Origin of the sequence: Pseudomonas sp. P5_152 (assembly GCF_033989915.1) — a bacterium.
Taxonomy (GTDB): Bacteria; Pseudomonadota; Gammaproteobacteria; order Pseudomonadales; family Pseudomonadaceae; genus Aquipseudomonas.
Genome location: NZ_JASFAH010000002.1, coordinates 4,545,001 through 4,567,534 on the forward strand (window position 1 = coordinate 4,545,001; position 22,534 = coordinate 4,567,534).

The window sequence follows — 22,534 nt, forward strand, 5'->3', positions numbered from 1 at the left end:
CACACGTGCTACAATGGTCGGTACAGAGGGTTGCCAAGCCGCGAGGTGGAGCTAATCCCACAAAACCGATCGTAGTCCGGATCGCAGTCTGCAACTCGACTGCGTGAAGTCGGAATCGCTAGTAATCGCGAATCAGAATGTCGCGGTGAATACGTTCCCGGGCCTTGTACACACCGCCCGTCACACCATGGGAGTGGGTTGCACCAGAAGTAGCTAGTCTAACCTTCGGGAGGACGGTTACCACGGTGTGATTCATGACTGGGGTGAAGTCGTAACAAGGTAGCCGTAGGGGAACCTGCGGCTGGATCACCTCCTTAATCGACGACATCAGCTGCTGCATAAGCTCCCACACGAATTGCTTGATTCATTGAAGAAGACGATAAGAAGCAGCCATAAATTGGGTCTGTAGCTCAGTTGGTTAGAGCGCACCCCTGATAAGGGTGAGGTCGGCAGTTCGAATCTGCCCAGACCCACCAATTTTGTGTGGGAAGAACCTGTAGAAATACGGGGCCATAGCTCAGCTGGGAGAGCGCCTGCCTTGCACGCAGGAGGTCAACGGTTCGATCCCGTTTGGCTCCACCACTACTGCTTCTGTTTGTTGAAAGCTTAGAAATGAGCATTCCATCATTATGATGGTGAATGTTGATTTCTAGTCTTTGATTAGATCGTTCTTTAAAAATTTGGGTATGTGATAGAAAGATAGACTGAACGTTACTTTCACTGGTAACGGATCAGGCTAAGGTGAAATTTGTGAGTTGCTCTATGAGCAAGTGCGAATTTTCGGCGAATGTCGTCTTCATAGTATAACCAGATTGCTTGGGGTTATATGGTCAAGTGAAGAAGCGCATACGGTGGATGCCTTGGCAGTCAGAGGCGATGAAAGACGTGGTAGCCTGCGAAAAGCTTCGGGGAGTCGGCAAACAGACTTTGATCCGGAGATGTCTGAATGGGGGAACCCAGCCATCATAAGATGGTTATCTTAAGCTGAATACATAGGCTTAAGAGGCGAACCAGGGGAACTGAAACATCTAAGTACCCTGAGGAAAAGAAATCAACCGAGATTCCCTTAGTAGTGGCGAGCGAACGGGGACTAGCCCTTAAGTGGCTTTGAGATTAGCGGAACGCTCTGGAAAGTGCGGCCATAGTGGGTGATAGCCCTGTACGCGAAAATCTCTTAGTCATGAAATCGAGTAGGACGGAGCACGAGAAACTTTGTCTGAATATGGGGGGACCATCCTCCAAGGCTAAATACTACTGACTGACCGATAGTGAACTAGTACCGTGAGGGAAAGGCGAAAAGAACCCCGGAGAGGGGAGTGAAATAGATCCTGAAACCGTATGCGTACAAGCAGTGGGAGCAGACTTGTTCTGTGACTGCGTACCTTTTGTATAATGGGTCAGCGACTTATTTTCAGTGGCGAGCTTAACCGAATAGGGGAGGCGTAGCGAAAGCGAGTCTTAATAGGGCGTCTAGTCGCTGGGAATAGACCCGAAACCGGGCGATCTATCCATGGGCAGGTTGAAGGTTGGGTAACACTAACTGGAGGACCGAACCGACTACCGTTGAAAAGTTAGCGGATGACCTGTGGATCGGAGTGAAAGGCTAATCAAGCTCGGAGATAGCTGGTTCTCCTCGAAAGCTATTTAGGTAGCGCCTCATGTATCACTGTAGGGGGTAGAGCACTGTTTCGGCTAGGGGGTCATCCCGACTTACCAAACCGATGCAAACTCCGAATACCTACAAGTGCCGAGCATGGGAGACACACGGCGGGTGCTAACGTCCGTCGTGAAAAGGGAAACAACCCAGACCGTCAGCTAAGGTCCCAAAGTTATGGTTAAGTGGGAAACGATGTGGGAAGGCTTAGACAGCTAGGAGGTTGGCTTAGAAGCAGCCACCCTTTAAAGAAAGCGTAATAGCTCACTAGTCGAGTCGGCCTGCGCGGAAGATGTAACGGGGCTCAAACCATACACCGAAGCTACGGGTATCACTTAGGTGATGCGGTAGAGGAGCGTTCTGTAAGCCTGTGAAGGTGAGTTGAGAAGCTTGCTGGAGGTATCAGAAGTGCGAATGCTGACATGAGTAACGACAATGGGTGTGAAAAACACCCACGCCGAAAGACCAAGGTTTCCTGCGCAACGTTAATCGACGCAGGGTTAGTCGGTCCCTAAGGCGAGGCTGAAAAGCGTAGTCGATGGAAAACAGGTTAATATTCCTGTACTTCTGGTTATTGCGATGGAGGGACGGAGAAGGCTAGGCCAGCTTGGCGTTGGTTGTCCAAGTTTAAGGTGGTAGGCTGGAATCTTAGGTAAATCCGGGATTCTAAGGCCGAGAGCTGATGACGAGTGTTCTTTTAGAACACGAAGTGGTTGATGCCATGCTTCCAAGAAAAGCTTCTAAGCTTCAGGTAACCAGGAACCGTACCCCAAACCGACACAGGTGGTTGGGTAGAGAATACCAAGGCGCTTGAGAGAACTCGGGTGAAGGAACTAGGCAAAATGGCACCGTAACTTCGGGAGAAGGTGCGCCGGTGAGGGTGAAGGACTTGCTCCGTAAGCCCACGCCGGTCGAAGATACCAGGCCGCTGCGACTGTTTATTAAAAACACAGCACTCTGCAAACACGAAAGTGGACGTATAGGGTGTGACGCCTGCCCGGTGCCGGAAGGTTAATTGATGGGGTTAGCTAACGCGAAGCTCTTGATCGAAGCCCCGGTAAACGGCGGCCGTAACTATAACGGTCCTAAGGTAGCGAAATTCCTTGTCGGGTAAGTTCCGACCTGCACGAATGGCGTAACGATGGCGGCGCTGTCTCCACCCGAGACTCAGTGAAATTGAAATCGCTGTGAAGATGCAGTGTATCCGCGGCTAGACGGAAAGACCCCGTGAACCTTTACTATAGCTTTGCACTGGACTTTGAATTTGCTTGTGTAGGATAGGTGGGAGGCTTTGAAGCGTGGACGCCAGTCTGCGTGGAGCCAACCTTGAAATACCACCCTGGCAACTTTGAGGTTCTAACTCAGGTCCGTTATCCGGATCGAGGACAGTGTATGGTGGGTAGTTTGACTGGGGCGGTCTCCTCCTAAAGAGTAACGGAGGAGTACGAAGGTGCGCTCAGACCGGTCGGAAATCGGTCGTAGAGTATAAAGGCAAAAGCGCGCTTGACTGCGAGACAGACACGTCGAGCAGGTACGAAAGTAGGTCTTAGTGATCCGGTGGTTCTGTATGGAAGGGCCATCGCTCAACGGATAAAAGGTACTCCGGGGATAACAGGCTGATACCGCCCAAGAGTTCATATCGACGGCGGTGTTTGGCACCTCGATGTCGGCTCATCACATCCTGGGGCTGAAGCCGGTCCCAAGGGTATGGCTGTTCGCCATTTAAAGTGGTACGCGAGCTGGGTTTAGAACGTCGTGAGACAGTTCGGTCCCTATCTGCCGTGGACGTTTGAGATTTGAGAGGGGCTGCTCCTAGTACGAGAGGACCGGAGTGGACGAACCTCTGGTGTTCCGGTTGTCACGCCAGTGGCATTGCCGGGTAGCTATGTTCGGAATAGATAACCGCTGAAAGCATCTAAGCGGGAAACTAGCCTCAAGATGAGATCTCACTGGGACCTTGAGTCCCCTGAAGGGCCGTCGAAGACTACGACGTTGATAGGTTGGGTGTGTAAGCGCTGTGAGGCGTTGAGCTAACCAATACTAATTGCCCGTGAGGCTTGACCATATAACACCCAAGCAATTTGACTACTCCTGATTTTGAAACAAAGAGGAGCATCAGATTGCGGTGTGTGAAGACGAAACGAACCGAAAGTTCGAATCTGCTCAAAGCAGCACACAACACCGAAAGCTATCACATACCCAATTTGCTGAAGCGAGGCCATCTGGCCACGACTCAGTACCCGAATTTCTTGACGACCATAGAGCATTGGAACCACCTGATCCCATCCCGAACTCAGCAGTGAAACGATGCATCGCCGATGGTAGTGTGGGGTTTCCCCATGTGAGAGTAGGTCATCGTCAAGATTAAATTCCGAAACCCCTATCTGCGTATGCAGGTAGGGGTTTTGTTTTTGCCCGCGAAAAACTCAGCGTCCTTCCCACGCGATCTTTGTTCAGGTAAATCCAAGAATCTTCACCGATACCTTCAAGGGATTGCCCTGTCCGGCCGATAACCCGATGGACGGTAGTCTCATCCGATGCCAAACCGGGCAGCGAAGTTGAGCACGTCCTTGTGGTTCATCTTTTTAATTGCCTGGAATCTTCGATGCTGGCGTACCACCAAAAGAGCTTTTTGATCGTCGATGATTTCTCGGATTTCCGCAGTTCAGTCCGATCGATGTTGCGCGAGTTGGGTGTGAAAGATGTCGACACGGCCGACACCGGCGAGGTCGCGCTGCGCATGTGCTCGCAGAAGCGCTACGACTTCATCCTGCAGGATTACCATCTGGGCGACGGCAAGAAGAACGGCCAGCAGGTACTCGAAGACCTGATGATCGAAAAACTGATCAGCCACGAAAGTATCTTCGTCATGGTCACTGCCGAGAGCAGCCAGGCCATGGTGCTCAGTGCCCTCGAGCACGAGCCGGATGCCTACCTGACCAAGCCGTTCAACCGCGCCGGCCTGGCCCAGCGCCTGGAGCGGTTGCAGCAGCGCAAGACCCTGCTCAAGCCGATCATGCAAGCGCTTGATCGCGGCAAACCGGTCGAGGTTCTCAACGCCTGCATCGCCCTGTGCAGACAGGACCCACGTTACTCGCCGCTGTGCCTGCGTTATCGCGCCGACGCATTGCGCGACATGAACCAGAACGAAGTGCTCGAACGTTTGTACAACAGCATCCTTGCCGACCGTCCGTTGCCCTGGGCCTACGTGGGGTTGGGACGCCTGCTGTTCAAGCGCGGCCAGGTCGCCCAAGCCAAAGCGTTGTACGAAAAGGCGTTGAAGGTCTTCCCGATGATGCCCGGTCTGTACGATGGGCTGGCCGATGTCCTGGTGGCGCAAGGCAACAGCAAGTCGGCACAACGGGTGCTCGAGGAGGCTGTGCGTCTTTCCCCGCTGGCGGTCCGTCGGCAATCGTTGCTAGGCAAGCTGGCCATGAGCAACGAAGACTTCGATACCGCAGCCAAAGCCTATCGCCAGGCGGTCTCGCAAGGCGCGCAGTCGCGCTTCAAGGATCCAGAGAGCAACCTCGGCCTGGCCCATGCGTTGATCAGCAAGGGCAGTGAAAGGGGCCTGGACACCCGTGCCCGCCTGGAGATCAACCAGACCTTGAGCGCGGTCGCCAAGGAAAACCCCAGTGATCCCGGGTTACAGATTCGCGCGCGGCTGATGAAAGCCACCAGTTTGCTGATCAACGATGCGGAAACGGCCGACAAGCTCACCGAGCAGGCCCTGACTCGCCTCGACGGCATGGAGCAGTTCATGAGCGCCGATGCGGCCTTGCTGGTGGCCAAGCAGTTGAAGATGTTGGGGCAGGCACAGGCCAGCGACTCGATGCTCAAGAACTGTGCGGAAATCTACGGCGATGACCCCGCGGTGATGCGCGGTATCGCCAGGCAGACCGATGATCCGGCGATTCTCAACTCGGGTACGGCCGCCGCAGACCTCAACCGCCAAGGCGTGCGCAGCTACAAGGCCGGCGCCCTCACCGAAGCCCGCGAGCTGTTTCGCGGTGCCTTGTTGCTGCAGCCGAAGAACATCAGCATTGCCCTCAACATGGCGCAGGCGTTGTTGCATGGGGTCACGGCCGATCTCGATCCGGGATTGCTCGAGGAGTGTCGCAAGTGTTTGAAGATGGTCGGTTTGATGCCTGAGAGCGACTCGCGTTATCCGCGTTATCAGAAGCTGCAGAACAAGGCGTTTGAGCAATGAGTGAGATTGATCAGGGGCTGGATTTTTCCACGGTGATTGCCTCCACCGTACACGACATGAAGAATTCCCTGACGGTGCTAATGCAAGCGCACGGCCAGTGGCTCGCCCGGCTGCCCAGTGCCCAACAGCAAACCGATGAGCAGGGCGTGATCGACTTCGAATTCGCTCATCTGAACGGCATGCTGGTGCAGTTGCTCGGTCTGTACAAGCTCGGCGTCAATCAGTTGCCCGTACGCCCGGACTACCATGAGTTGGACGATTTCATCGAGGCCCAATTGGCCGCGCATCAAGAGGTGTTCAAGAGTCGAGGCATTCTCGTCACCTACGAAGTCGATCCCTTGAGTCCGCTGGGTTTTTTCGACCGCGAATTGATCGGTACGGTGCTGGCCAATGCCATCAACAACGCGATCCGTTTTGCCCGGCAGTCACTGCTGATCAGCGTCGGTGAAGAAACCGGGCAGTTGGTGCTGACCATCAATGACGATGGCGAAGGCTATCCGGCACAGATGATCGAGCGCCAGGAGCAGTACGTACAGGGCATTAACCCGGCCAGCGGCAGCACCGGCCTGGGCCTGTACTTTGCCGCGCGCATTGCCCAGTTGCACCAGCGCAACGGCGTGCCGGGGCGTACCGAAATCAGTAATGGCGGGCCTTTGGGCGGCGGCTTGTTCAGTCTCTATCTGCCTTGAGGCGTGACAGAACCTGTGCCAACAGAGTCTGATTGAGCTTTTCAGCGGTTGTGCTTGATATTCCGAACGGCTGATGCCTATTTTGTGCGGATCGCCATTAACGGCCTGCACAATACCAAGGATAGCGTCATGACGACCGATGGCCAGGGTTCTCTCGCACAGCGATTGACCGGCATTGATGAAGTTGAATGTGTCACCCCGGACCTCAATGGGGTGCCGCGCGGCAAGGTGATGACTGCCGCAGGATTTCTCGAGGGGCGACGGTTGCAGATGGCACGGGGGGTGCTGCTGCAATGCATCATGGGCGGTTATCCCGCCCCACGTTTTTACGGCAGCGACGACGGTGACCTCGCGCTCAATGCCGATCCGCAACAGATCCATCGTTTGCCCTGGAGTGCCCAACCGCGCGCGCTGGCGATCTGTGACGCCGACGAGTTGAGCGGCGCAAGCTCCCGGCTGTCCACCCGTGGCCAGCTCAAGGCCGTGGTTGCTCGTTATGCCGCGCTGGGCCTGGCGCCCGTGGTGGCGACCGAGATGGAATTTTTTGTGTTCGCTCCCAATACCGACCCGACCCAACCGTTCCAGCCGCCCATTGGCCTGGACGGGCGTCGCGAAGACGGCCTTTCGGCGTTCAGCATCAGTTCCAACAATGGTTTGCGTCCGTTCTTCAATGAGGTCTACGCCAGCATGGCGGCGTTGGGGTTGCCGCGGGCCACCTTCATGCACGAAATGGGCGTCAGCCAGTTCGAGATCAACCTGCTGCACGGCGATCCCCTGTTGCTGGCCGACCAGACGTTCCTGTTCAAGCACCTGCTCAAGGAAGTGGCGCTCAAGCATGGCTTGACCGTGGTCTGCATGGCCAAGCCCCTGGCCCACACGGCCGGCAGCTCGATGCACATTCACCAGAGCGTGGTCGAGCTCGGCACCGATCGCAACGTGTTCAGTGACGAGTCCGGCGAGCCAACGGCGATGTTCCGTCACTTCATCGGCGGCCAGCAGGCCGGCATGGCTGACTTCACAGCGCTGTTCGCACCGAACGTCAATTCCTACCAGCGCCTGTGCCATCCCTACGCATCACCCAACAACGCCTGCTGGTCCCACGACAACCGCGCCGCCGGATTACGTATTCCCGCCAGTTCGCCAGCCGCGCGCCGGGTCGAAAACCGCCTGCCGGGCGCCGACGCCAACCCTTACCTGGCGATCGCCGCCAGCCTGGCCGCGGGGCTGCACGGTATCGAGCAGCAACTGGAACCGACCCCGGCAATCCAGGGCGAATTCAGCGTGCCGGAAAGTTTGTCTCTGCCATGTACCTTGCATGCGGCTCTTGAACGTCTGAAACGTAGCCAATTGGCGAAGGAACTGTTCGGCATGGAGTTCATCGAAGGCTACATCGCCTCGAAGACCATGGAGTTGACCAGCTTCTTTGATGAGATCACTCCCTGGGAACGGCGCGTTTTAGCTGCCCAGGCCTAACCGACCCGCCGCTGTCGGGCTATCGTAGAAGGTAGCCTGATCCTCACTGCAAGGAGCCGCTCGGAACGCCGATGCGCCAAATCTGGAAATCCTTTCGAGCGCTGTATTTCGCCTCGCTGATGATGTTGATCGGCTCGGGCTTGCTTAGCACCTACCTGGCCCTGCGCCTGGCCGCCGACCAGGTCGACGGCCTGTGGATCGGCGCATTGATGGCGGCCAACTATTTCGGCCTGGTCCTGGGCGGCAAGATCGGCCACCGGTTGATTGCCCGGGTCGGACACATCCGGGCCTATTCTGCGTGTGCCGGGATAGTCGGGGCCGCCGTGCTCGGACATGGCCTGGTGGACTGGCTACCGGCCTGGCTGATTCTGCGGATGGTGGTTGGCCTGGGCATGATGTGCCAGTACATGGTCATCGAGAGCTGGCTCAATGAGCAGGCCGACGCCAAGCAGCGGGGCATGGTGTTCAGCGGCTACATGATCGCCTCCTACCTGGGCTTGGTGCTGGGCCAGTTGATTCTGGTCATGCACCCGTCCCTGGGCCTGGAGTTGCTGATGCTGGTCGCCTTGTGTTTTGCCCTGTGCCTGGTCCCCGTGACCCTGACCCGACGCATTCACCCGGCGCCCTTGCATCCGGCGCCGATGGAGCCGCGCTTCTTCATGAAGCGGGTGCCACAGTCCCTCAGCACGGTGCTCGGGGCGGGGCTGATCGTCGGCTCGTTCTATGGCCTGGCGCCGCTGTATGCCTCTCAGCAAGGGCTCTCCACCGAGCAGGTCGGCCTGTTCATGGGTAGCTGCATCTTTGCCGGCCTGGTGGTGCAATGGCCGCTGGGCTGGCTGTCGGATCGCTACGATCGGGCGGTGCTGATTCGTAGCTTCGCCATTTGCCTGGCGTTGGCTGCGTTGCCCCTGGCGATCATGCCCAAGGTGCCGCTGGAAGTATTGTTCATCGCCGGGTTTGCCTGCTCGCTGGTGCAGTTCTGCCTGTATCCGCTGGCGGTGGCGTTCTCCAACGACCACGTCGAGGGCGATCGGCGGGTGTCGCTGACCGCGATGTTGCTGGTGACATACGGGGTCGGGGCGAGTATCGGGCCGTTGGTGGCGGGGGTGCTGATGAAGTTTTTCGGCAGCCAGATGCTCTACGCGTTTTTCAGCTTCTTCGCCCTGGTCCTGGTCTGGCGCATCCGGCCCAAAGCGGTGACCAACCTGCATCAGGTCGATGACGCGCCGCTGCACCACGTGGCGATGCCGGACAGCATGTCCAGTTCGCCACTGGTGGCTGCACTCGATCCCCGGGTCGACGAGCAGGTGGTGCAGGACCAGATGCAGAACGGTGCCAGTCCTGACCCCGAGCCTGAGCCGGAGACCGAAGCGGGGACCGAGGCCGAGCAGACGAATACCGATCCGCCGCCGGACGATGAACATCCCCACACCTTCACTGGGGCCAGGCCTTGATCTGAAGGCAAAAAAAACGGGCAGTCACCGCAAGGGGCTGCCCGTTTTTTTTGCCTGGCGAATCAGAAATCGTCTTTATCGAAACGCCGGGCTTCACGCTGCAACTGATAGACAAAACGCTCGACCTGGCGCTGCACCAGGCCGCTCATGTTGTGAAAGCGCACGCCGGCGAAGGTGGTGTCGATCCGCTCTTCGTGATGCAGGTAACGCAGCTCCACCGAGGTGGTCATGCTGCCGAAGGGCAGGGCGGCCAGGAAGCGGTCGTAGACCTGGCCCAATTGCAGCCCGCTGGTGATGTCGCCGTCAAAACGCAGCTTGCAGCCGGTGGCGGAGATGTCCAGCAACTTGCCGCTCAGGGGCACCTTGAGCTTCTCGCCAGCCAGTTCAATATTGACCAGTTGCGCCAGCTTCAAGGCCGCGCGAAAAGCATTGCGGCGCTGGTGGTAGACCACCTCGTCGGGCAGCGTGCCGCGGTAGCAGCGGCCACCGTTGGCTTCGTCGATGGCCAGGGTGCCGTTGCTCTCCCAGGCGATGCGCACGCCTTCATGAAAGCCTTCGATCCGGAACGGTTCACCCGCCAGCAGGAAACGCTCGCCATCGCGCGGGATCATTTCGTCGAGGGCAATCATGGCGCTTTCGCGATCGACGTCCACCAGGTAGCTCTGGAAGCGCTGGCTGCGCTCGTGGAACGTGATGATCAGGGGATCATGGCTCTCTTGCAGCATGCGCAGGGTGCTGGCGATTTCCAGAGGTGTCGTGAGCACTTTCGGTGGCTGCGGAGCATCTTCCGCGTTTGAGGCATTGAACACGGTTTATCACTCTCCAGACAGAATACGGTCACACGCAAGAGCCAGCATTCTGCCAGCATGTTTCGCGCCTTGATAGAGCGCGCTCAGAGGCGAGGTCAAGCCTGGCTGAGTGGGCGCGGCTTCACGAGCATGGCGGTTGAGCCGCGTGCGTCATAAAGGGTCGGAGACTCGCCGCCATTGAGGATTCTCAATTGATGGGCAGTGGAGGCTTGTTGCACCTGGATCGAGCGGCCGTTGTGCGCGTTGGCGCTCTGGCACTCGTTAAGCAGATGATTGAGCGCCTCGCTCTGGGCTAGCAGTTGCTCGCCGAGGCTGGACTGGGCGGCCAGTTGTTGCAGGCCGCTGGTGTCGGTTGGCAGGTTGAGGCTGGCGAGTATTTCGCTGCGCCGACGACCATGCTGATCGAGCAGGACGATCAGGCCTTGCTTGCTGGCAAGGATCTGCTCCAGCCGTTGCATGTCGCGACCGTGCAGTGCCAGGGATTCTTGCCCCAGCAAATCGAGCAACTGTTGAGCTGGCTCAAGGTCGTCGGTGATCAGTTGCAGTAAATTGTTATCGTGCATGGCTGGCCTTGGGTTTTAAGCGTCCAAAAGCCTGGCGCAAGCCTGGTGGGCTAGCGCTGGGCTTCGAAGTTGAGCAGTTTGCTGGCGACGCGGTTGCTGTCGACTTTATAGCTGCCATCGGCAATCGCGGCTTTCAACTCGGCCACACGGGCTTTGTCGACTGCGGGCTGATCGCGCAGCGTGTCGCTGATCTTCTGCAACTGCTGGGCCTCGTTGCTGAAGTGGACCGATTCCCCGCTCTGTTTGGCCGCGACCTGTTGGGTCTCGGTCGACAGCGGCGCGTTTTGAGCGGCGTCAGCAGATTCCTGGCTGGCACTGGTGCGCGTGCTGGTGAGCGTGGGGGAGCTGTTCAAACGGCTGAAATCGATAACCATGATGCGAAAAACCTCTGGGAATTTGGACGCTTGCCATGTTTTCGGCAAAATCGCGAAAAACTTTAGGCTCATTTCTCGATGAGCACGGGCGCGTCGGCATTTGCCCTGCGTGAGGCACAGTTTAGGGAATGGCTGGCACCTTCGCCAGTTATCTACATGGCCACTTCAACCTGGCCGGGGGCGATCACCTGAGCCTTGATCACCCGCTGGGAGTTCAGGTTCTTGACCCGGATCTGTTGGTTCATGCCGCCATTGGCCAGCGCCTCCCCGGGCATTCGTACGCTGAGCGTGCCACTGCGGGCGGTGATCACCACCTGATCGCCCTTGCGTACCACTTCGGCCTGCTCCAGGTGGACCAGGGTAATGACCTGGTCATTGACCATTGGTCGGACAATTTTTTGCCCGATCGCCTGGTCGACATTGGTCAGGTAACCCTGGTTGATCAGGCTGATGTCGCGCTCACGCAGGATAACGTCCGCCGGCTCGATGATTGCGGCGCGTTTGAGCGGGCGGGTGCTGGTCACCACCTCGCGGAACAGCCGGACTTGCGCGGGCACGAACACGGTCCAGGGCGAGGTGCCGTCGCAACGGACCTTCACCGTGACTCGGCCCACTGGCTTGGCCGGGCTCTCCAGGGACGCTGTCAATTCCTTGTCGCAGGTCGGCAGGCGCAGACGGGGATCGAGTTGCTTGACCTCGATCTCGTAGCGGCCTTCGGTTTGGCTGGACGCCAGATAGTCTTCAACAGTGAATTCAAGAAAGCCCTGAGTGACGCCGATAAGTAGATCAGGCAAGGTAAGCGGATCTGCAAGGGCAGGGCTGCCAGCGTTGAAAAGGCACGCCGCCGCAACCGCGCCGAGCAATCGGCGGCAGGTTGAGGTCAGGCGTCGGAAAAATGTCGTGTTCACGTTCATAGCGGTTAAAAAGCAAGCGCCGTGCCGTTTAGTGATGAATGTGCGTCGTAACACACTTAGCGTTGGTGTAGGGGGCTGGGCATGGCTGGTGTAATGGATTCGGTAAACCAGCGCACACAACTGGTGGGGCAGAATCGCCTGGAGCTGTTGTTGTTCCGTCTCGACGGTCCGCAGCTCTATGGCATCAATGTGTTCAAGGTTCGGGAAGTGCTGCAATGCCCGAAACTGACCCTGATGCCCAAATCCAATCCTGTCGTGTGCGGTGTGGCAAGTATTCGGGGCGCAACCATTCCGATCATGGACCTGGCAATGGCCACGGGGTCGGGCGGGTTGCAGGACCAGAGCAATCCCTTTGTGATCATCACCGAGTACAACACCAAGACCCAAGGGTTCCTGGTGCGCTCGGTCGAGCGGATCGTCAACATGAACTGGGAGGAGATCCATCCGCCACCCAAGGGCACGGGCCACGATCACTACCTGACGGCGGTGACGCGGGTCGACAATCAGTTGGTGGAAATCATCGACGTCGAGAAGGTCCTGGCCGAAGTGGCGCCGGCACCGGAAGCGATTTCCGCCGGGGTGGTGGATGACGAGACGCAACACAAGGCGCTGTCGCTGCGGGTGCTGACGGTCGATGACTCGTCGGTGGCGCGCAAGCAGGTTTCCCGTTGCCTGCAGACGGTCGGGGTCGAGGTCGTGGCGTTGAACGACGGCCGGCAGGCGCTGGACTACCTGCGCAAGCTGGTGGAGGAGGGCAAGAAGCCGGAAGAGGAATTCCTGATGATGATTTCCGACATCGAGATGCCGGAAATGGACGGCTACACCCTGACCGCCGAGATCCGCAACGACCCGCGCATGCAAAAGCTGCACATCATCCTGCATACTTCGTTGTCAGGCGTATTCAATCAGGCGATGGTCAAGAAAGTCGGTGCCGATGACTTCCTGGCCAAGTTCCGCCCTGATGACCTGGCATCCCGGGTAGTCGACCGGATCAAAGCAGCAGATATCAGCTAGGTGGCCTTTGCCCCTGGCGATCAACACGATTTTAGAGGCGGCATCATTGTCTACGGGTAATTTGGATTTCGAACAGTTCCGGGTCTTCCTGGAAAAAGCCTGTGGCATTTTGCTCGGTGAAAACAAACAGTATCTGGTCTCGAGCCGTCTCAACAAACTGATGGAACAGCAGGGTATCAAGTCGTTGGGTGAACTGGTCCAGCGCATTCAGGTCCAGCCGCGCGGTGGGTTGCGCGAGATGGTAGTGGACGCGATGACCACCAACGAAACCCTCTGGTTTCGTGACACCTATCCGTTTGAAGTGTTGAAGAACAAGGTCTTGCCCGAAGCGATCAAGGCCAGTCCCGGCCAGCGCCTGCGGATCTGGTCGGCGGCCTGTTCGTCGGGGCAGGAACCCTATTCGTTGTCGATGTCGATCGACGAGTTCGAGCGGACCAACATGGGCCAGTTGCGGATGGGGGTGCAGATTGTCGCCACCGATCTTTCCGGGACCATGCTGACCAACTGCAAGTCCGGCGAGTACGACAGCCTGGCGATTGGTCGCGGTCTTTCGCCAGAGCGCCTGCAGCGTTTCTTCGACCCGAAAGGGCCGGGACGTTGGGCGGTCAAGGCGCCGATCAAGAGCCGGGTGGAGTTCCGCTCGTTCAACCTGCTGGACAGTTATGCCAGCCTGGGCAAGTTCGACATCGTGTTCTGCCGCAACGTGCTGATCTACTTCTCTGCCGAAGTGAAGAAGGACATCCTGTTGCGCATTCACAGTACGCTCAAGCCGGGCGGGTACCTGTTCCTCGGCGCGTCCGAAGCCCTCAACGGCTTGCCGGATCACTATCAGATGGTCCAGTGCAGTCCGGGGATCATCTACCAGGCCAAGTGATGGTCAGGTGGCAAGAAAAGCGGGAGTCCTCAGGGGCTCCCGTTTTTTATCGTGCTGCACAATCCTTGTAGCGCGCCTGTCGAGCAGCCCAAGGCGGCAGAAAAGCGGCAGGTGCCGGAAGACGCTTGCCGCTTTTCTGGCATTGCCACCTTGCCGCTTTCGGCCAAGGCCCCTGTTTGCGGGGGCTGGCGAGCTGGCACGGGGCTTGCTTTGTGCCTGTTACGAAAAATCAGGTCACCCAAAGGTTTGCGCCATGAGCATCAGCTTCGATAAAGCGCTCGGTATCCACCAACAAGCCCTCAGCTTCCGCGCCCAGCGTGCCGAAGTGCTGGCCAACAACATCACTAATGCCGACACGCCGAACTACAAGGCGCGGGACCTGGATTTCTCGGCGGTCCTGGCCGCCCAGGCCGACAAGAGCAAGAACGGCAGCTTCGCGTTGAACAAGACCAACAGCCGCCATATCGAAGCCCAGGGCCTGAGCAGCGGTGACGAGTCGCTGCTGTACCGCACGCCGATGCAACCGTCGATCGACCAGAACACCGTGGACGCCCAACTGGAACAGGCCAACTACGCCGAGAATTCGGTGAACTTCCAGGCCAGCTTCACCTTGCTCAATAGCAAATTCAAAGGGCTGGTAGCGGCCCTGCGCGGAGAATAATTCATGTCCCTGTCGAGTGTTTTTAATATTGCCGGTAGTGGCATGAGTGCCCAGACCACGCGCCTCAACACCGTGGCCAGTAACATCGCCAACGCCGAGACCGTCTCGTCGAGCATCGACCAGACCTACCGTGCCCGGCACCCGGTATTTGCCACCATGTTCCAGGGTGGCCAGTCGGGCGGCGGTGACTCGCTGTTCCAGAACCAGGACGCGGCCGGCCAGGGCGTGCAAGTGCTGGGCGTGGTCGAGGACCAGAGCAATCTGGAAGCGCGCTACCTGCCGAACCATCCGGCGGCTGACGCCAAGGGCTACGTCTACTACCCCAACGTCAACGTGGTTGAAGAGATGGCCGACATGATTTCCGCCAGCCGTTCGTTCCAGACCAACGCGGAAATGATGAACACCGCCAAGACCATGATGCAGAAGGTCCTGACCCTCGGTCAGTGATAAGGGGCAGCGTCGATGAGTGTTACCGATTCCACCAGTGGCCTGAGTCTTAACGACATTCTTGCGAACTCCAAGACCACCGTCACCAACACCAGCAATGACGGCCTGGCGGCCGCTGCCGGCAGCAATACCGGCAAGAACGAGCTGGGCAAGGACGCGTTCCTGCAACTGCTGGTGACTCAGTTGAAGAACCAGAACCCCCTCGACCCGCAGGACAACAGCGAGTTCGTCGCCCAGCTGGCGCAGTTCAGCAGCCTGGAAGGCATCACTACCCTGAACTCCTCGGTGAACAACATCTCGAGTTCGTTCAAATCGTCCCAGGCCCTGCAGGCGTCGTCGCTGGTGGGCCGTTCGGTAGTGGTCCAAACCGGCTCGGCCTATGTCGACAGCACCAAGAGCATGACCGGCTCGGTGGTTATCCCGGCCTCGGTGGCTGGCACCACGGTGACCATCAGCGACAAGGACGGCAAGGCGGTGAAAACCATCGAGCTGGGCAGCCAGGCCCAGGGCAATGCCAGTTTCGTCTGGGACGGCACCAACACCGCGGGCGAGAAAGTCGACCCGGGTACCTACACCTTCAAGGCCAGTGCGCAGATCGACGGCAAGGCAACTGACCTGATCACCTACCTGCCGGCGACCGTCAACAGCGTGACCCTGAGCCAGACCGGCGGCGAGATGATGTTGAACCTCGCCAACATGGGCTCCATCGCCCTGTCCAAAGTACAGACCATTGGTCTATAGAGCCGGCTAGCGCGGCAACAAGGAGTGGAATATGTCTTTCAATATCGGCCTTAGCGGTCTCTATGCGGCCAACAAACAACTCGACGTTACCGGCAACAACATCGCCAACGTCGCCACCACCGGCTTCAAATCCTCCCGCGTGGAATTCGAAGACGTGTACGCGGCAAGCAAGCTGGGTAACGGCAACAAGTCCATCGGCAGTGGCGTGAGCCTGGCCAACGTCTCCCAGCAATTTCGCCAGGGTGATGTGACCAACACCGGCAACGTGCTGGACATGGCCATCCGTGGTTCGGGCTTCTTCGTGCTCAACGACGGCGGTTCGCTGACCTACACCCGCGCCGGTACCTTCAACGTCGACAAGGATGGTTTCATTACCAACAGTGCCGGCACCGCGCGCCTGCAGGGTTATGCGGTCGATGAGAACGGCAAGATCCTCAAGGATGTAATCGGCGACCTGAAAATCGACCAGGCGAACCTGCAGCCGAAAACCACCGGCAACATTTCCTCGAGTATCAACCTGAACTCCAGCAAGCCGATCATCGATCCGGCGGTCACCCCGTTCGACCCGACCAAGATCGACACCTACACCGACATGTTCACCACCCCGATCTACGACAGCCAGGGCAACCAGCACAACCTGGACCAGTACGTGGTCAAGACCGGTGCCAACACCTGGCAGACCTACACCCTGGTAGAGGGGCGCAACCCGAACGGCTCGGCCTTCGTCCCGGCCGGCCTCGGTTCGCCGGCAACGCCGAGCAACCAGACTGCCATGACCATGAACTTCGGTTCCGACGGCAAGCTGCTGGACATCGACGCACCGGCCAGCGGCAGCCCGTACACCGTCAGCGGCAACTCGATTGTCATGGGCGCGGGCGTCTGGACGCCGGGTACGGTCAAGGATGGCGTGTGGACGGCCAACGGTGCCGTGGGCAATGCCACCGGCGTCACCAACGACCTGGCCCTGACCACCCAGTACAACTCGGCAACCATCCGCAACCTGCCGACCCAGGACGGCTACGCCACCGGCCAGATCACCAACCTGACCATCGACGGTACCGGTACGCTGTTCGCCAACTTCAGCAACAGCAAGTCCAAGGCGATCGGCCAGGTCACCCTGGCCAGCTTCAACAACGAGCAGGGCTTGCAGGCCGCCGGTGGCACCAGTTGGAAGGAGACCTACCTGTCCGGTTTCGCCGCGTACGACGCCGGCCAGACCGGCACCCTCGGTTCGGTGGTGTCCAACTCGCTGGAAGACTCCAACGTCAACCTGACCAATGAGCTGGTGGACCTGATCAAGGGCCAGAGCAACTACCAGGCCAACGCCAAGACCATCTCCACCCAGAGCACCATCATGCAGACCATCATTCAGATGGCCTGATGCCGGTGGGTTAAGCCTGCGGTACAAAAAAAGCCCCTCGTCGAGGGGCTTTTTCGTGGGGGCGGGAGGGGTCAGCCCATCATGTCCTTGATCATCCGCTCCTGTTCCATGAGCTCGCGTTGCCGGGCATCGATCCGTGACGACAGCGGGAAGTTGCTGCCGGCGCGTCGCTTGGCGAAGTCCAGCTGCTGAATGGCCTGGCGATAGTCGCCCACCAGCGCGAAGTACTCGGCGCGCGCCTGGTGCAGGCCAATGATGTTGCCGGACAGGCCACGGGTTTCGGCAACCATGTACCAGACATCCGGATCGTCCGGGCGGGTCTTGAGCAGGGCTTCCAGGGCTTTTTCGGCATCGGCCGGGCGATTCTGCTTGAGCAGCAGGTCAACCCGGACCTGATTGAGCGGGTAGTTGCCCGGGAACTGGCTGAGCATCCGGTCGACCCGGCTTTGCGCGTCGGGCAGGCGGTTGCTGGCCATGTCCAGGTCAATCTGGGCCAGGTTGTAGATGATTTCGTTGGGTGCCTTGGCCAGTAGCGGTTTGAGGCTCTCGCGGGCATCGCTGAGCTGGCCGGCCTTGACCTGGGCAATGGCCAGGCCGTAACGCGCCACGTCGTTTTTCGGGTTGTCGTCCAACTGCGCGCGAAAACGCTTGGCGGCCAGCCCCGGGGTTTCCTCGTAGAACAACTGCACGCGGGCGCGAATCAGTTGGTAGGTCTGGGTGTCTTCCTTGCCGCCGACGGGTGCCTGTTCGGCGCGGTTACGGGTGTCGGCGATCCGCGATTCGGTCACCGGGTGCGTCAGGAGGAATTCCGGCGGCTTGGCATCGAAGCGGTACTGGCGCCCCAACCGTTCGAACATGCTCGGCATGGAGCGCGGGTCGTAGCCAGCTTTCTCCAGGTTGACGATGCCGATGCGGTCGGCCTCCTGCTCGTTCTGCCGGGAGAAGCGCCGTTGCTCCTGGATTGCCGCGGCCTGGGTCCCGGCGATGGCCGCGATCCCGGCGTCACCGGCGCCGGCCGCGGCCACGATGATCCCGGCGAGCAGGGCGGCCATCATCGGCACTTGCATGCGTTGCTGGGCTTCTACACCGCGGGCGAAGTGGCGTTGCGACAAGTGCGCCAATTCGTGGGCCAGGACCGAGGCGTATTCGCCTTCGGTCTGGGCATTGAGGAACAGGCCACCGTTGACCCCGACAATCCCGCCTGGCGCGGCGAAGGCGTTGAGCTGCGGGCTGTTGATCAGGATGAACTCAAGGCGCCGGTCGTTCAGCTGGCTGGTTTCCACCAGGCGATAGACACTGGTTTCCACGTAGTTTTTCAGTTGTGGGTCATTGAGTTGTGACACCTGGCTGCGCAACATGGCCAGCCAGGCGCGCCCCAGGTCATGTTCCTGCTGGGGCGAGACGATGGCAGAACTGGCGTCGCCAAGTGACGGCAAGTCGTCGGCGAAGCCTGGTGAGGCAAGCAGGCAAGCGAGCGTCAGCAGCGTGGGGCGCAGAAAAGTCATGCACAAAGCCTTAGTCGACAAAGAGCTTACTGTAGCCGGACACTTGCCTCGGGACCAGATATTCTAGGCGGCTCAATCACCTGTGCGGAGTGAAGTAATGACCGACGCTGTAGCCCATGATGCCGAACTGGACGCCAGTGGGCTCAATTGCCCATTGCCGCTGCTCAAGGCCAAGATGGCGCTCAATGGCCTGCCCAGTGGCGCCGTGCTCAAGGTGATCGCCACCGATGCCGGCTCGCAGCGCGACTTTCGCACCTTTGCCCGTTTGGCCGGTCATACCCTGCTGCGCGAAGAAAACGCAGCCGGTGTCTATCGCTACTGGCTGAAAAAAGCCTGACTGGCCGCCTACCCATAAGGATCATTGATGTTCAAAGTGCTACGCGACTGGATTCAGCGCTACTTCTCCGACGAAGAAGCGGTGGTGCTGGCCGTCCTCCTGGTCCTGGCCTTCACTGCCGTGCTGACCCTGGGCGGGATGCTCGCACCGGTGCTGGCGGGGATGGTCCTGGCGTACCTGATGCAGGGCCTGGTCAGCACCCTGGAGCGCCTGCGCCTGCCCGGCGGGGTCGCGGTGGGGCTGGTGTTCGCGTTGTTCATGGGCGTGTTGCTGGTGTTTATCGTGGTGGTGCTGCCCTTGCTCTGGCACCAGTTCATCACTCTGTTCAACGAACTGCCCGGGATGCTCGCCAAATGGCAGTCGCTGCTGCTGTTGCTGCCCGAGCGATATCCGCACCTGGTGTCGGACGAGCAAGTGCTGCAGGCCATCGAGGTGGCGCGCAGCGAAATCGGCAAGTTTGGCCAGTGGGCGCTGACCTTCTCGCTGTCGAGCCTGCCACTGCTGGTCAACATCATGATTTACCTGGTGCTGGTGCCGATCCTGGTGTTCTTCTTCCTCAAGGACCGGGCCATGATCGGCCGCTGGGTGCGCGGCTACCTGCCGCGTGAGCGGGCGCTGATTACCCGGGTCGGCCAGGAAATGAACCGCCAGATCGCCAACTACATTCGTGGCAAGGTCATGGAAATGGCGATCTGCGGCGGGGTGACCTACATCGGTTTTGTCGCCATGGGCCTCAACTACTCGGCGCTGCTGGCGCTGTTGGTCGGGGTGTCCGTGGTGGTGCCCTATGTCGGCGCGGTGGTGGTGACGGTGCCGGTGATGCTGATTGCCTTGTTCCAGTGGGGCTGGAGCGATCAGTTCATCTACCTGATGGCGGTCTACGGGATCATCCAGACCCTGGATGGCAACGTGCTGGTGCCGTTGCTGTTCTCCGAAGCGGTCAACCTGCACCCGGTGGCAATCATCTGCGCGGTGCTGCTCTTCGGTGGGCTGTGGGGGTTCTGGGGCGTGTTCTTCGCGATTCCCCTGGCGACCCTGTTCAAGGCCGTGCTGGATGCCTGGCCGCGCAAGGAACCGGTGGTGGCGCCGTTGTTGTAGCGCGGGCCTCATCGCGAGCAAGCCGCAAGCGGGCGCTCGCTTGCGGCCTGCTCGCGATGGCGTCATCGCAGACGCCGAATAAATCAGCCCTTGGCCAGCGCCTGCGCCGCGGCCAACACCGCATCCACATGCCCCGGCACTTTCACCCCGCGCCATTCCTGACGCAGCACGCCGTGCTGGTCGATCAGGAAGGTGCTGCGATCAACCCCCATGTATTCCTTGCCATACAGCTTCTTCAGCTTGATCACGTCGAACAGTTGGCACAGGGCTTCGTCCTTGTCGCTGATCAGCTCGAAGGGGAATTGCTGCTTGCACTTGAAGTTCTCGTGGGACTTCAGGCTATCGCGGGAAACGCCAAACACTTGGGTGTTGGCCGCGAGAAACTGTGGGTACTGGTCACGAAAACCCTGGCCCTCGGTGGTGCAGCCCGGGGTGCTGTCCTTGGGATAGAAGTAGATCACCACCTGCTTGCCCTTGAGGGCGGCCAGGCTGACGGTCTGCCCGCTGGTGGCGGGGACTTCGAAGTCGGCGACTGGTTGGTCGATAGCGACGGCCATGGAAAGCTTCCTTACATTGGGTTCTGTGGGCGCCACGGTTCGATCAGCGCGTCGAGGTTCAGCGCGTCGGCGAAATCGAGGAACTGATCGCGCAGCCAACTGATCTGCACACCGGCCGGCAGGGTCACGGTAAAGGTGGCGTTGAGCATGGTGCCGCCAGTCTGGGGGGCCTGATAAGTGTCGCAGGTCAGGTTTTCCAGCTCGACGTTATGGTCGATGAAGAACTGGCACAGCTCATTGACGATGTCCGAGCGGTACGCAGAACTGACGTACGCCACATACGGCAGGGCTTGCGGGCGATTTTCCAGCGCCGCGCTGCGTACCACGTTGACGGTGAAGGCGTGTTTCTTGGCCAGGCTCGGCAGACCGGCTTCCAGGCGCGCCAGGGCGTCCCAGGAACCGGAAATCTCCAGGATGAGTGCACTGCACTCGCCATGGCGAGTCAGGCGGGAGGTGACCACGGCGCAGCGATTTTCATGGCTGGCGCGGCACAGGACGTTAGTCAGCTCCATGGGGTTGGCGCCGAGGGCACTGATGACAAGGAATTGTTCGCGAACTGTGGGGGTGGACATGCAGCATTCCTAAAGCGATGAGCGGTCGGTACGTTTATAGGCTGATTCGTCGGGTGTGGGTCCGGATGCGTTATCAACAAAGCCCGAGCCAGAGGGTTGCTGCGAGCTCAAACAAGGTGAGTTCGGGTAGATGGCAACGCAGGGGCGGGGCTTGTGGAGCCGAAAATGGAGGCTTGAACCCGGCACATGAGCCTGTCGGTACTGATCAAAGTCTGAAGGGTAGCGAAAAGCGGCGCCAAGGGGAATGGCATGAGCGCAGTACTTCGCTTGTGCAAGCATCTTGGCGCCAGTACCATTACCGCTCTCTTTTTCCGGCAGGAGCGGTTGCATGATTGCGGGCAGTATGGTGGCACTGGTCACACCCATGGATGCACAGGGTCGTCTGGACTGGGACAGCCTCAGCAAACTGGTAGACTTTCACCTGCAAAACGGCACCCACGCCATCGTGGCCGTCGGTACTACTGGTGAGTCGGCAACCCTCGACGTAAACGAACACATCGAAGTGATTCGTTATGTGGTCAAGCAGGTAGCCGGGCGTATCCCGGTGATCGCCGGTACCGGCGCCAACTCGACGCGTGAAGCGATCGAGCTGACCTCCAATGCCAAGACCGCCGGCGCCGATGCCTGCCTGCTGGTGACTCCGTACTACAACAAGCCGACGCAAGAAGGCCTGTACCAGCACTTCAAGGCTATCGCCGAAGCCGTCGACATCCCGCAGATCCTCTACAACGTGCCGGGCCGCACGGCGTGCGACATGCAGGCCGAGACCGTGATCCGCCTGTCGACCGTGAACAACATCATCGGGATCAAGGAAGCCACCGGCGACCTGTCCCGCGCCCAGGCCATCCTCGATGGCGTGAGCGAGGACTTCCTGGTGTTCTCCGGTGACGACGCGACTGCCGTGGAGCTGATCCTGCTGGGCGGCAAAGGCAACATCTCGGTGACCGCCAACGTTGCCCCGCGCGACATGGCCGACCTGTGCAACGCCGCCCTCAAGGGTGACGCCGTGACCGCACGGGCGATCCACGAAAAACTGATGCCACTCAATAAAACCCTGTTTATCGAGTCCAACCCTATCCCCGTGAAATGGGCGCTGCATGAGATGGGCTTGATGCCGGACGGTATCCGTCTGCCGCTCACCTGGCTCAGCGAAGCCTGTCACGAACCGCTGCGACAGGCCCTGCGCCAGTCCGGCGTATTGGTTTAA

At 59.2% G+C, this 22,534-nt stretch carries 20 protein-coding genes, 2 tRNA genes and 3 rRNA genes (1 of these 25 cut by a window edge); 18 read left to right on the top strand and 7 right to left on the bottom strand.

Annotation, left to right across the window (positions count from 1 at the left end):
- From QMK50_RS20560 to QMK50_RS20600, 9 genes are all read left to right on the top strand, one after another.
- Window positions 1-317, top strand: a 16S ribosomal RNA gene (locus QMK50_RS20560) (it extends 1,220 nt beyond the left edge of the window).
- An 82-nt stretch (window positions 318-399) separates the two neighbouring features.
- Window positions 400-476 (top strand) — tRNA-Ile (locus tag QMK50_RS20565).
- A gap of 30 nt (window positions 477-506) precedes the next feature.
- Window positions 507-582, top strand: a tRNA-Ala gene (locus QMK50_RS20570).
- 246 nt (window positions 583-828) lie between these two features.
- Window positions 829-3,719, top strand: a 23S ribosomal RNA gene (locus QMK50_RS20575).
- Window positions 3,720-3,902: 183 nt separating this feature from the next.
- A 5S ribosomal RNA gene (gene rrf, locus QMK50_RS20580) occupies window positions 3,903-4,018 on the top strand.
- The 16S, 23S and 5S rRNA genes sit together here with 2 tRNA genes alongside, the layout of an rRNA operon.
- Before the next feature lie 241 nt (window positions 4,019-4,259).
- Entirely contained in the window at window positions 4,260-5,864 is a 1,605-nt protein-coding gene (locus tag QMK50_RS20585) for a tetratricopeptide repeat-containing response regulator (RefSeq protein WP_095171798.1), read from the top strand.
- Window positions 5,861-6,553: a sensor histidine kinase gene (locus QMK50_RS20590; protein WP_095171800.1), complete on the top strand. Its 693-nt coding sequence runs from the start codon at window positions 5,861-5,863 to the stop codon at window positions 6,551-6,553. Before QMK50_RS20585 ends, QMK50_RS20590 begins: the two co-directional genes overlap by 4 nt.
- Window positions 6,554-6,784: 231 nt before the next feature.
- The gene (locus QMK50_RS20595) at window positions 6,785-8,026 is read left to right on the top strand and encodes a glutamine synthetase family protein (RefSeq protein ID WP_320334533.1); all 1,242 of its coding nucleotides are present in this window, start codon (window positions 6,785-6,787) and stop codon (window positions 8,024-8,026) included.
- Window positions 8,027-8,097: 71 nt separating this feature from the next.
- A complete protein-coding gene (locus QMK50_RS20600) occupies window positions 8,098-9,480 on the top strand; it encodes an MFS transporter (RefSeq protein ID WP_095171803.1) in 1,383 nt (460 codons plus the stop codon).
- Window positions 9,481-9,542: 62 nt separating this feature from the next.
- Here the strand turns inward: QMK50_RS20600 and QMK50_RS20605 are convergent, their stop codons facing one another.
- The 4 genes from QMK50_RS20605 to flgA form a co-directional block, all read right to left on the bottom strand.
- Window positions 9,543-10,289: a flagellar brake protein gene (locus QMK50_RS20605; protein WP_159994225.1), complete on the bottom strand. Its 747-nt coding sequence runs from the start codon at window positions 10,287-10,289 to the stop codon at window positions 9,543-9,545.
- Window positions 10,290-10,384: 95 nt separating this feature from the next.
- Complete coding sequence (locus QMK50_RS20610) at window positions 10,385-10,852, bottom strand: flagella synthesis protein FlgN (protein WP_095171806.1); 468 nt, start codon at window positions 10,850-10,852, stop codon at window positions 10,385-10,387.
- A gap of 50 nt (window positions 10,853-10,902) precedes the next feature.
- Window positions 10,903-11,226, bottom strand: a complete 324-nt coding sequence (flgM, locus tag QMK50_RS20615) for a flagellar biosynthesis anti-sigma factor FlgM (protein WP_159994227.1) — start codon at window positions 11,224-11,226, stop codon at window positions 10,903-10,905.
- 152 nt (window positions 11,227-11,378) lie between these two features.
- Window positions 11,379-12,140 carry a flagellar basal body P-ring formation chaperone FlgA gene (gene flgA / locus QMK50_RS20620; protein ID WP_095171808.1) on the bottom strand — a complete coding sequence of 254 codons (762 nt, stop codon included), beginning with the start codon at window positions 12,138-12,140 and terminating at the stop codon, window positions 11,379-11,381.
- 81 nt (window positions 12,141-12,221) lie between these two features.
- Between flgA and QMK50_RS20625 the strand changes: the two genes are divergently transcribed.
- The 6 genes from QMK50_RS20625 to flgE all read left to right on the top strand — a co-directional run bounded on the left by QMK50_RS20625 (window position 12,222) and on the right by flgE (window position 17,258).
- Window positions 12,222-13,154: a chemotaxis protein CheV gene (locus QMK50_RS20625; RefSeq protein WP_095171810.1), complete on the top strand. Its 933-nt coding sequence runs from the start codon at window positions 12,222-12,224 to the stop codon at window positions 13,152-13,154.
- Window positions 13,155-13,200: 46 nt separating this feature from the next.
- Window positions 13,201-14,028, top strand: a complete 828-nt coding sequence (gene cheR, locus QMK50_RS20630) for a protein-glutamate O-methyltransferase CheR (RefSeq protein ID WP_320333838.1) — start codon at window positions 13,201-13,203, stop codon at window positions 14,026-14,028.
- A gap of 253 nt (window positions 14,029-14,281) precedes the next feature.
- Window positions 14,282-14,689: a flagellar basal body rod protein FlgB gene (gene flgB / locus QMK50_RS20635; protein ID WP_095171814.1), complete on the top strand. Its 408-nt coding sequence runs from the start codon at window positions 14,282-14,284 to the stop codon at window positions 14,687-14,689.
- Window positions 14,690-14,692: 3 nt separating this feature from the next.
- Window positions 14,693-15,136 carry a flagellar basal body rod protein FlgC gene (flgC, locus tag QMK50_RS20640; protein WP_095171815.1) on the top strand — a complete coding sequence of 148 codons (444 nt, stop codon included), beginning with the start codon at window positions 14,693-14,695 and terminating at the stop codon, window positions 15,134-15,136.
- Between the two features lie 15 nt (window positions 15,137-15,151).
- Window positions 15,152-15,877, top strand: a complete 726-nt coding sequence (gene flgD / locus QMK50_RS20645) for a flagellar hook assembly protein FlgD (protein ID WP_320333839.1) — start codon at window positions 15,152-15,154, stop codon at window positions 15,875-15,877.
- A gap of 31 nt (window positions 15,878-15,908) precedes the next feature.
- The gene (flgE, locus tag QMK50_RS20650; RefSeq protein WP_095171818.1) at window positions 15,909-17,258 is read left to right on the top strand and encodes a flagellar hook protein FlgE; all 1,350 of its coding nucleotides are present in this window, start codon (window positions 15,909-15,911) and stop codon (window positions 17,256-17,258) included.
- A gap of 71 nt (window positions 17,259-17,329) precedes the next feature.
- Here the strand turns inward: flgE and QMK50_RS20655 are convergent, their stop codons facing one another.
- Entirely contained in the window at window positions 17,330-18,763 is a 1,434-nt protein-coding gene (locus QMK50_RS20655) for a M48 family metalloprotease (protein WP_095171820.1), read from the bottom strand.
- Window positions 18,764-18,860: 97 nt separating this feature from the next.
- Between QMK50_RS20655 and QMK50_RS20660 the strand changes: the two genes are divergently transcribed.
- Together QMK50_RS20660 and QMK50_RS20665 are read left to right on the top strand one after the other, a co-directional pair.
- Window positions 18,861-19,100 (top strand): sulfurtransferase TusA family protein, encoded by a 240-nt coding sequence (locus QMK50_RS20660; RefSeq protein ID WP_320333840.1) that lies wholly within the window; start codon window positions 18,861-18,863, stop codon window positions 19,098-19,100.
- 27 nt (window positions 19,101-19,127) lie between these two features.
- Window positions 19,128-20,198, top strand: coding sequence for an AI-2E family transporter (locus QMK50_RS20665; protein ID WP_095171823.1), 1,071 nt, complete (start codon window positions 19,128-19,130; stop codon window positions 20,196-20,198).
- Between the two features lie 83 nt (window positions 20,199-20,281).
- Here QMK50_RS20665 and QMK50_RS20670 read toward each other — a convergent pair whose 3' ends face one another.
- Both QMK50_RS20670 and QMK50_RS20675 read right to left on the bottom strand, forming a co-directional pair.
- Window positions 20,282-20,755, bottom strand: coding sequence for a peroxiredoxin (locus QMK50_RS20670; protein WP_159994233.1), 474 nt, complete (start codon window positions 20,753-20,755; stop codon window positions 20,282-20,284).
- Window positions 20,756-20,766: 11 nt separating this feature from the next.
- Window positions 20,767-21,327: a glycine cleavage system protein R gene (locus QMK50_RS20675; RefSeq protein ID WP_095080353.1), complete on the bottom strand. Its 561-nt coding sequence runs from the start codon at window positions 21,325-21,327 to the stop codon at window positions 20,767-20,769.
- A 328-nt stretch (window positions 21,328-21,655) separates the two neighbouring features.
- On the opposite strand from QMK50_RS20675, the gene dapA reads away from it, so the two are divergent.
- On the top strand, window positions 21,656-22,534 hold the full coding sequence (dapA, locus tag QMK50_RS20680) for a 4-hydroxy-tetrahydrodipicolinate synthase (RefSeq protein WP_095171828.1): 879 nt from the start codon (window positions 21,656-21,658) through the stop codon (window positions 22,532-22,534).

Coding starts and splice junctions, on each gene's coding strand:
- QMK50_RS20585 (WP_095171798.1), top strand. CDS start 4,260: ATGCTGGCGTACCACCAAAAGAGCTTTTTGATCGTCGATGATTTCTCG.
- QMK50_RS20590 (WP_095171800.1), top strand. CDS start 5,861: ATGAGTGAGATTGATCAGGGGCTGGATTTTTCCACGGTGATTGCCTCC.
- QMK50_RS20595 (WP_320334533.1), top strand. CDS start 6,785: ATGACTGCCGCAGGATTTCTCGAGGGGCGACGGTTGCAGATGGCACGG.
- QMK50_RS20600 (WP_095171803.1), top strand. CDS start 8,098: ATGCGCCAAATCTGGAAATCCTTTCGAGCGCTGTATTTCGCCTCGCTG.
- QMK50_RS20610 (WP_095171806.1), bottom strand. CDS start 10,852: ATGCACGATAACAATTTACTGCAACTGATCACCGACGACCTTGAGCCA.
- flgM (WP_159994227.1), bottom strand. CDS start 11,226: ATGGTTATCGATTTCAGCCGTTTGAACAGCTCCCCCACGCTCACCAGC.
- flgA (WP_095171808.1), bottom strand. CDS start 12,140: ATGAACGTGAACACGACATTTTTCCGACGCCTGACCTCAACCTGCCGC.
- QMK50_RS20625 (WP_095171810.1), top strand. CDS start 12,222: ATGGCTGGTGTAATGGATTCGGTAAACCAGCGCACACAACTGGTGGGG.
- flgB (WP_095171814.1), top strand. CDS start 14,282: ATGAGCATCAGCTTCGATAAAGCGCTCGGTATCCACCAACAAGCCCTC.
- flgC (WP_095171815.1), top strand. CDS start 14,693: ATGTCCCTGTCGAGTGTTTTTAATATTGCCGGTAGTGGCATGAGTGCC.
- flgD (WP_320333839.1), top strand. CDS start 15,152: ATGAGTGTTACCGATTCCACCAGTGGCCTGAGTCTTAACGACATTCTT.
- flgE (WP_095171818.1), top strand. CDS start 15,909: ATGTCTTTCAATATCGGCCTTAGCGGTCTCTATGCGGCCAACAAACAA.
- QMK50_RS20655 (WP_095171820.1), bottom strand. CDS start 18,763: ATGACTTTTCTGCGCCCCACGCTGCTGACGCTCGCTTGCCTGCTTGCC.
- QMK50_RS20660 (WP_320333840.1), top strand. CDS start 18,861: ATGACCGACGCTGTAGCCCATGATGCCGAACTGGACGCCAGTGGGCTC.
- QMK50_RS20665 (WP_095171823.1), top strand. CDS start 19,128: ATGTTCAAAGTGCTACGCGACTGGATTCAGCGCTACTTCTCCGACGAA.
- QMK50_RS20670 (WP_159994233.1), bottom strand. CDS start 20,755: ATGGCCGTCGCTATCGACCAACCAGTCGCCGACTTCGAAGTCCCCGCC.
- QMK50_RS20675 (WP_095080353.1), bottom strand. CDS start 21,327: ATGTCCACCCCCACAGTTCGCGAACAATTCCTTGTCATCAGTGCCCTC.
- dapA (WP_095171828.1), top strand. CDS start 21,656: ATGATTGCGGGCAGTATGGTGGCACTGGTCACACCCATGGATGCACAG.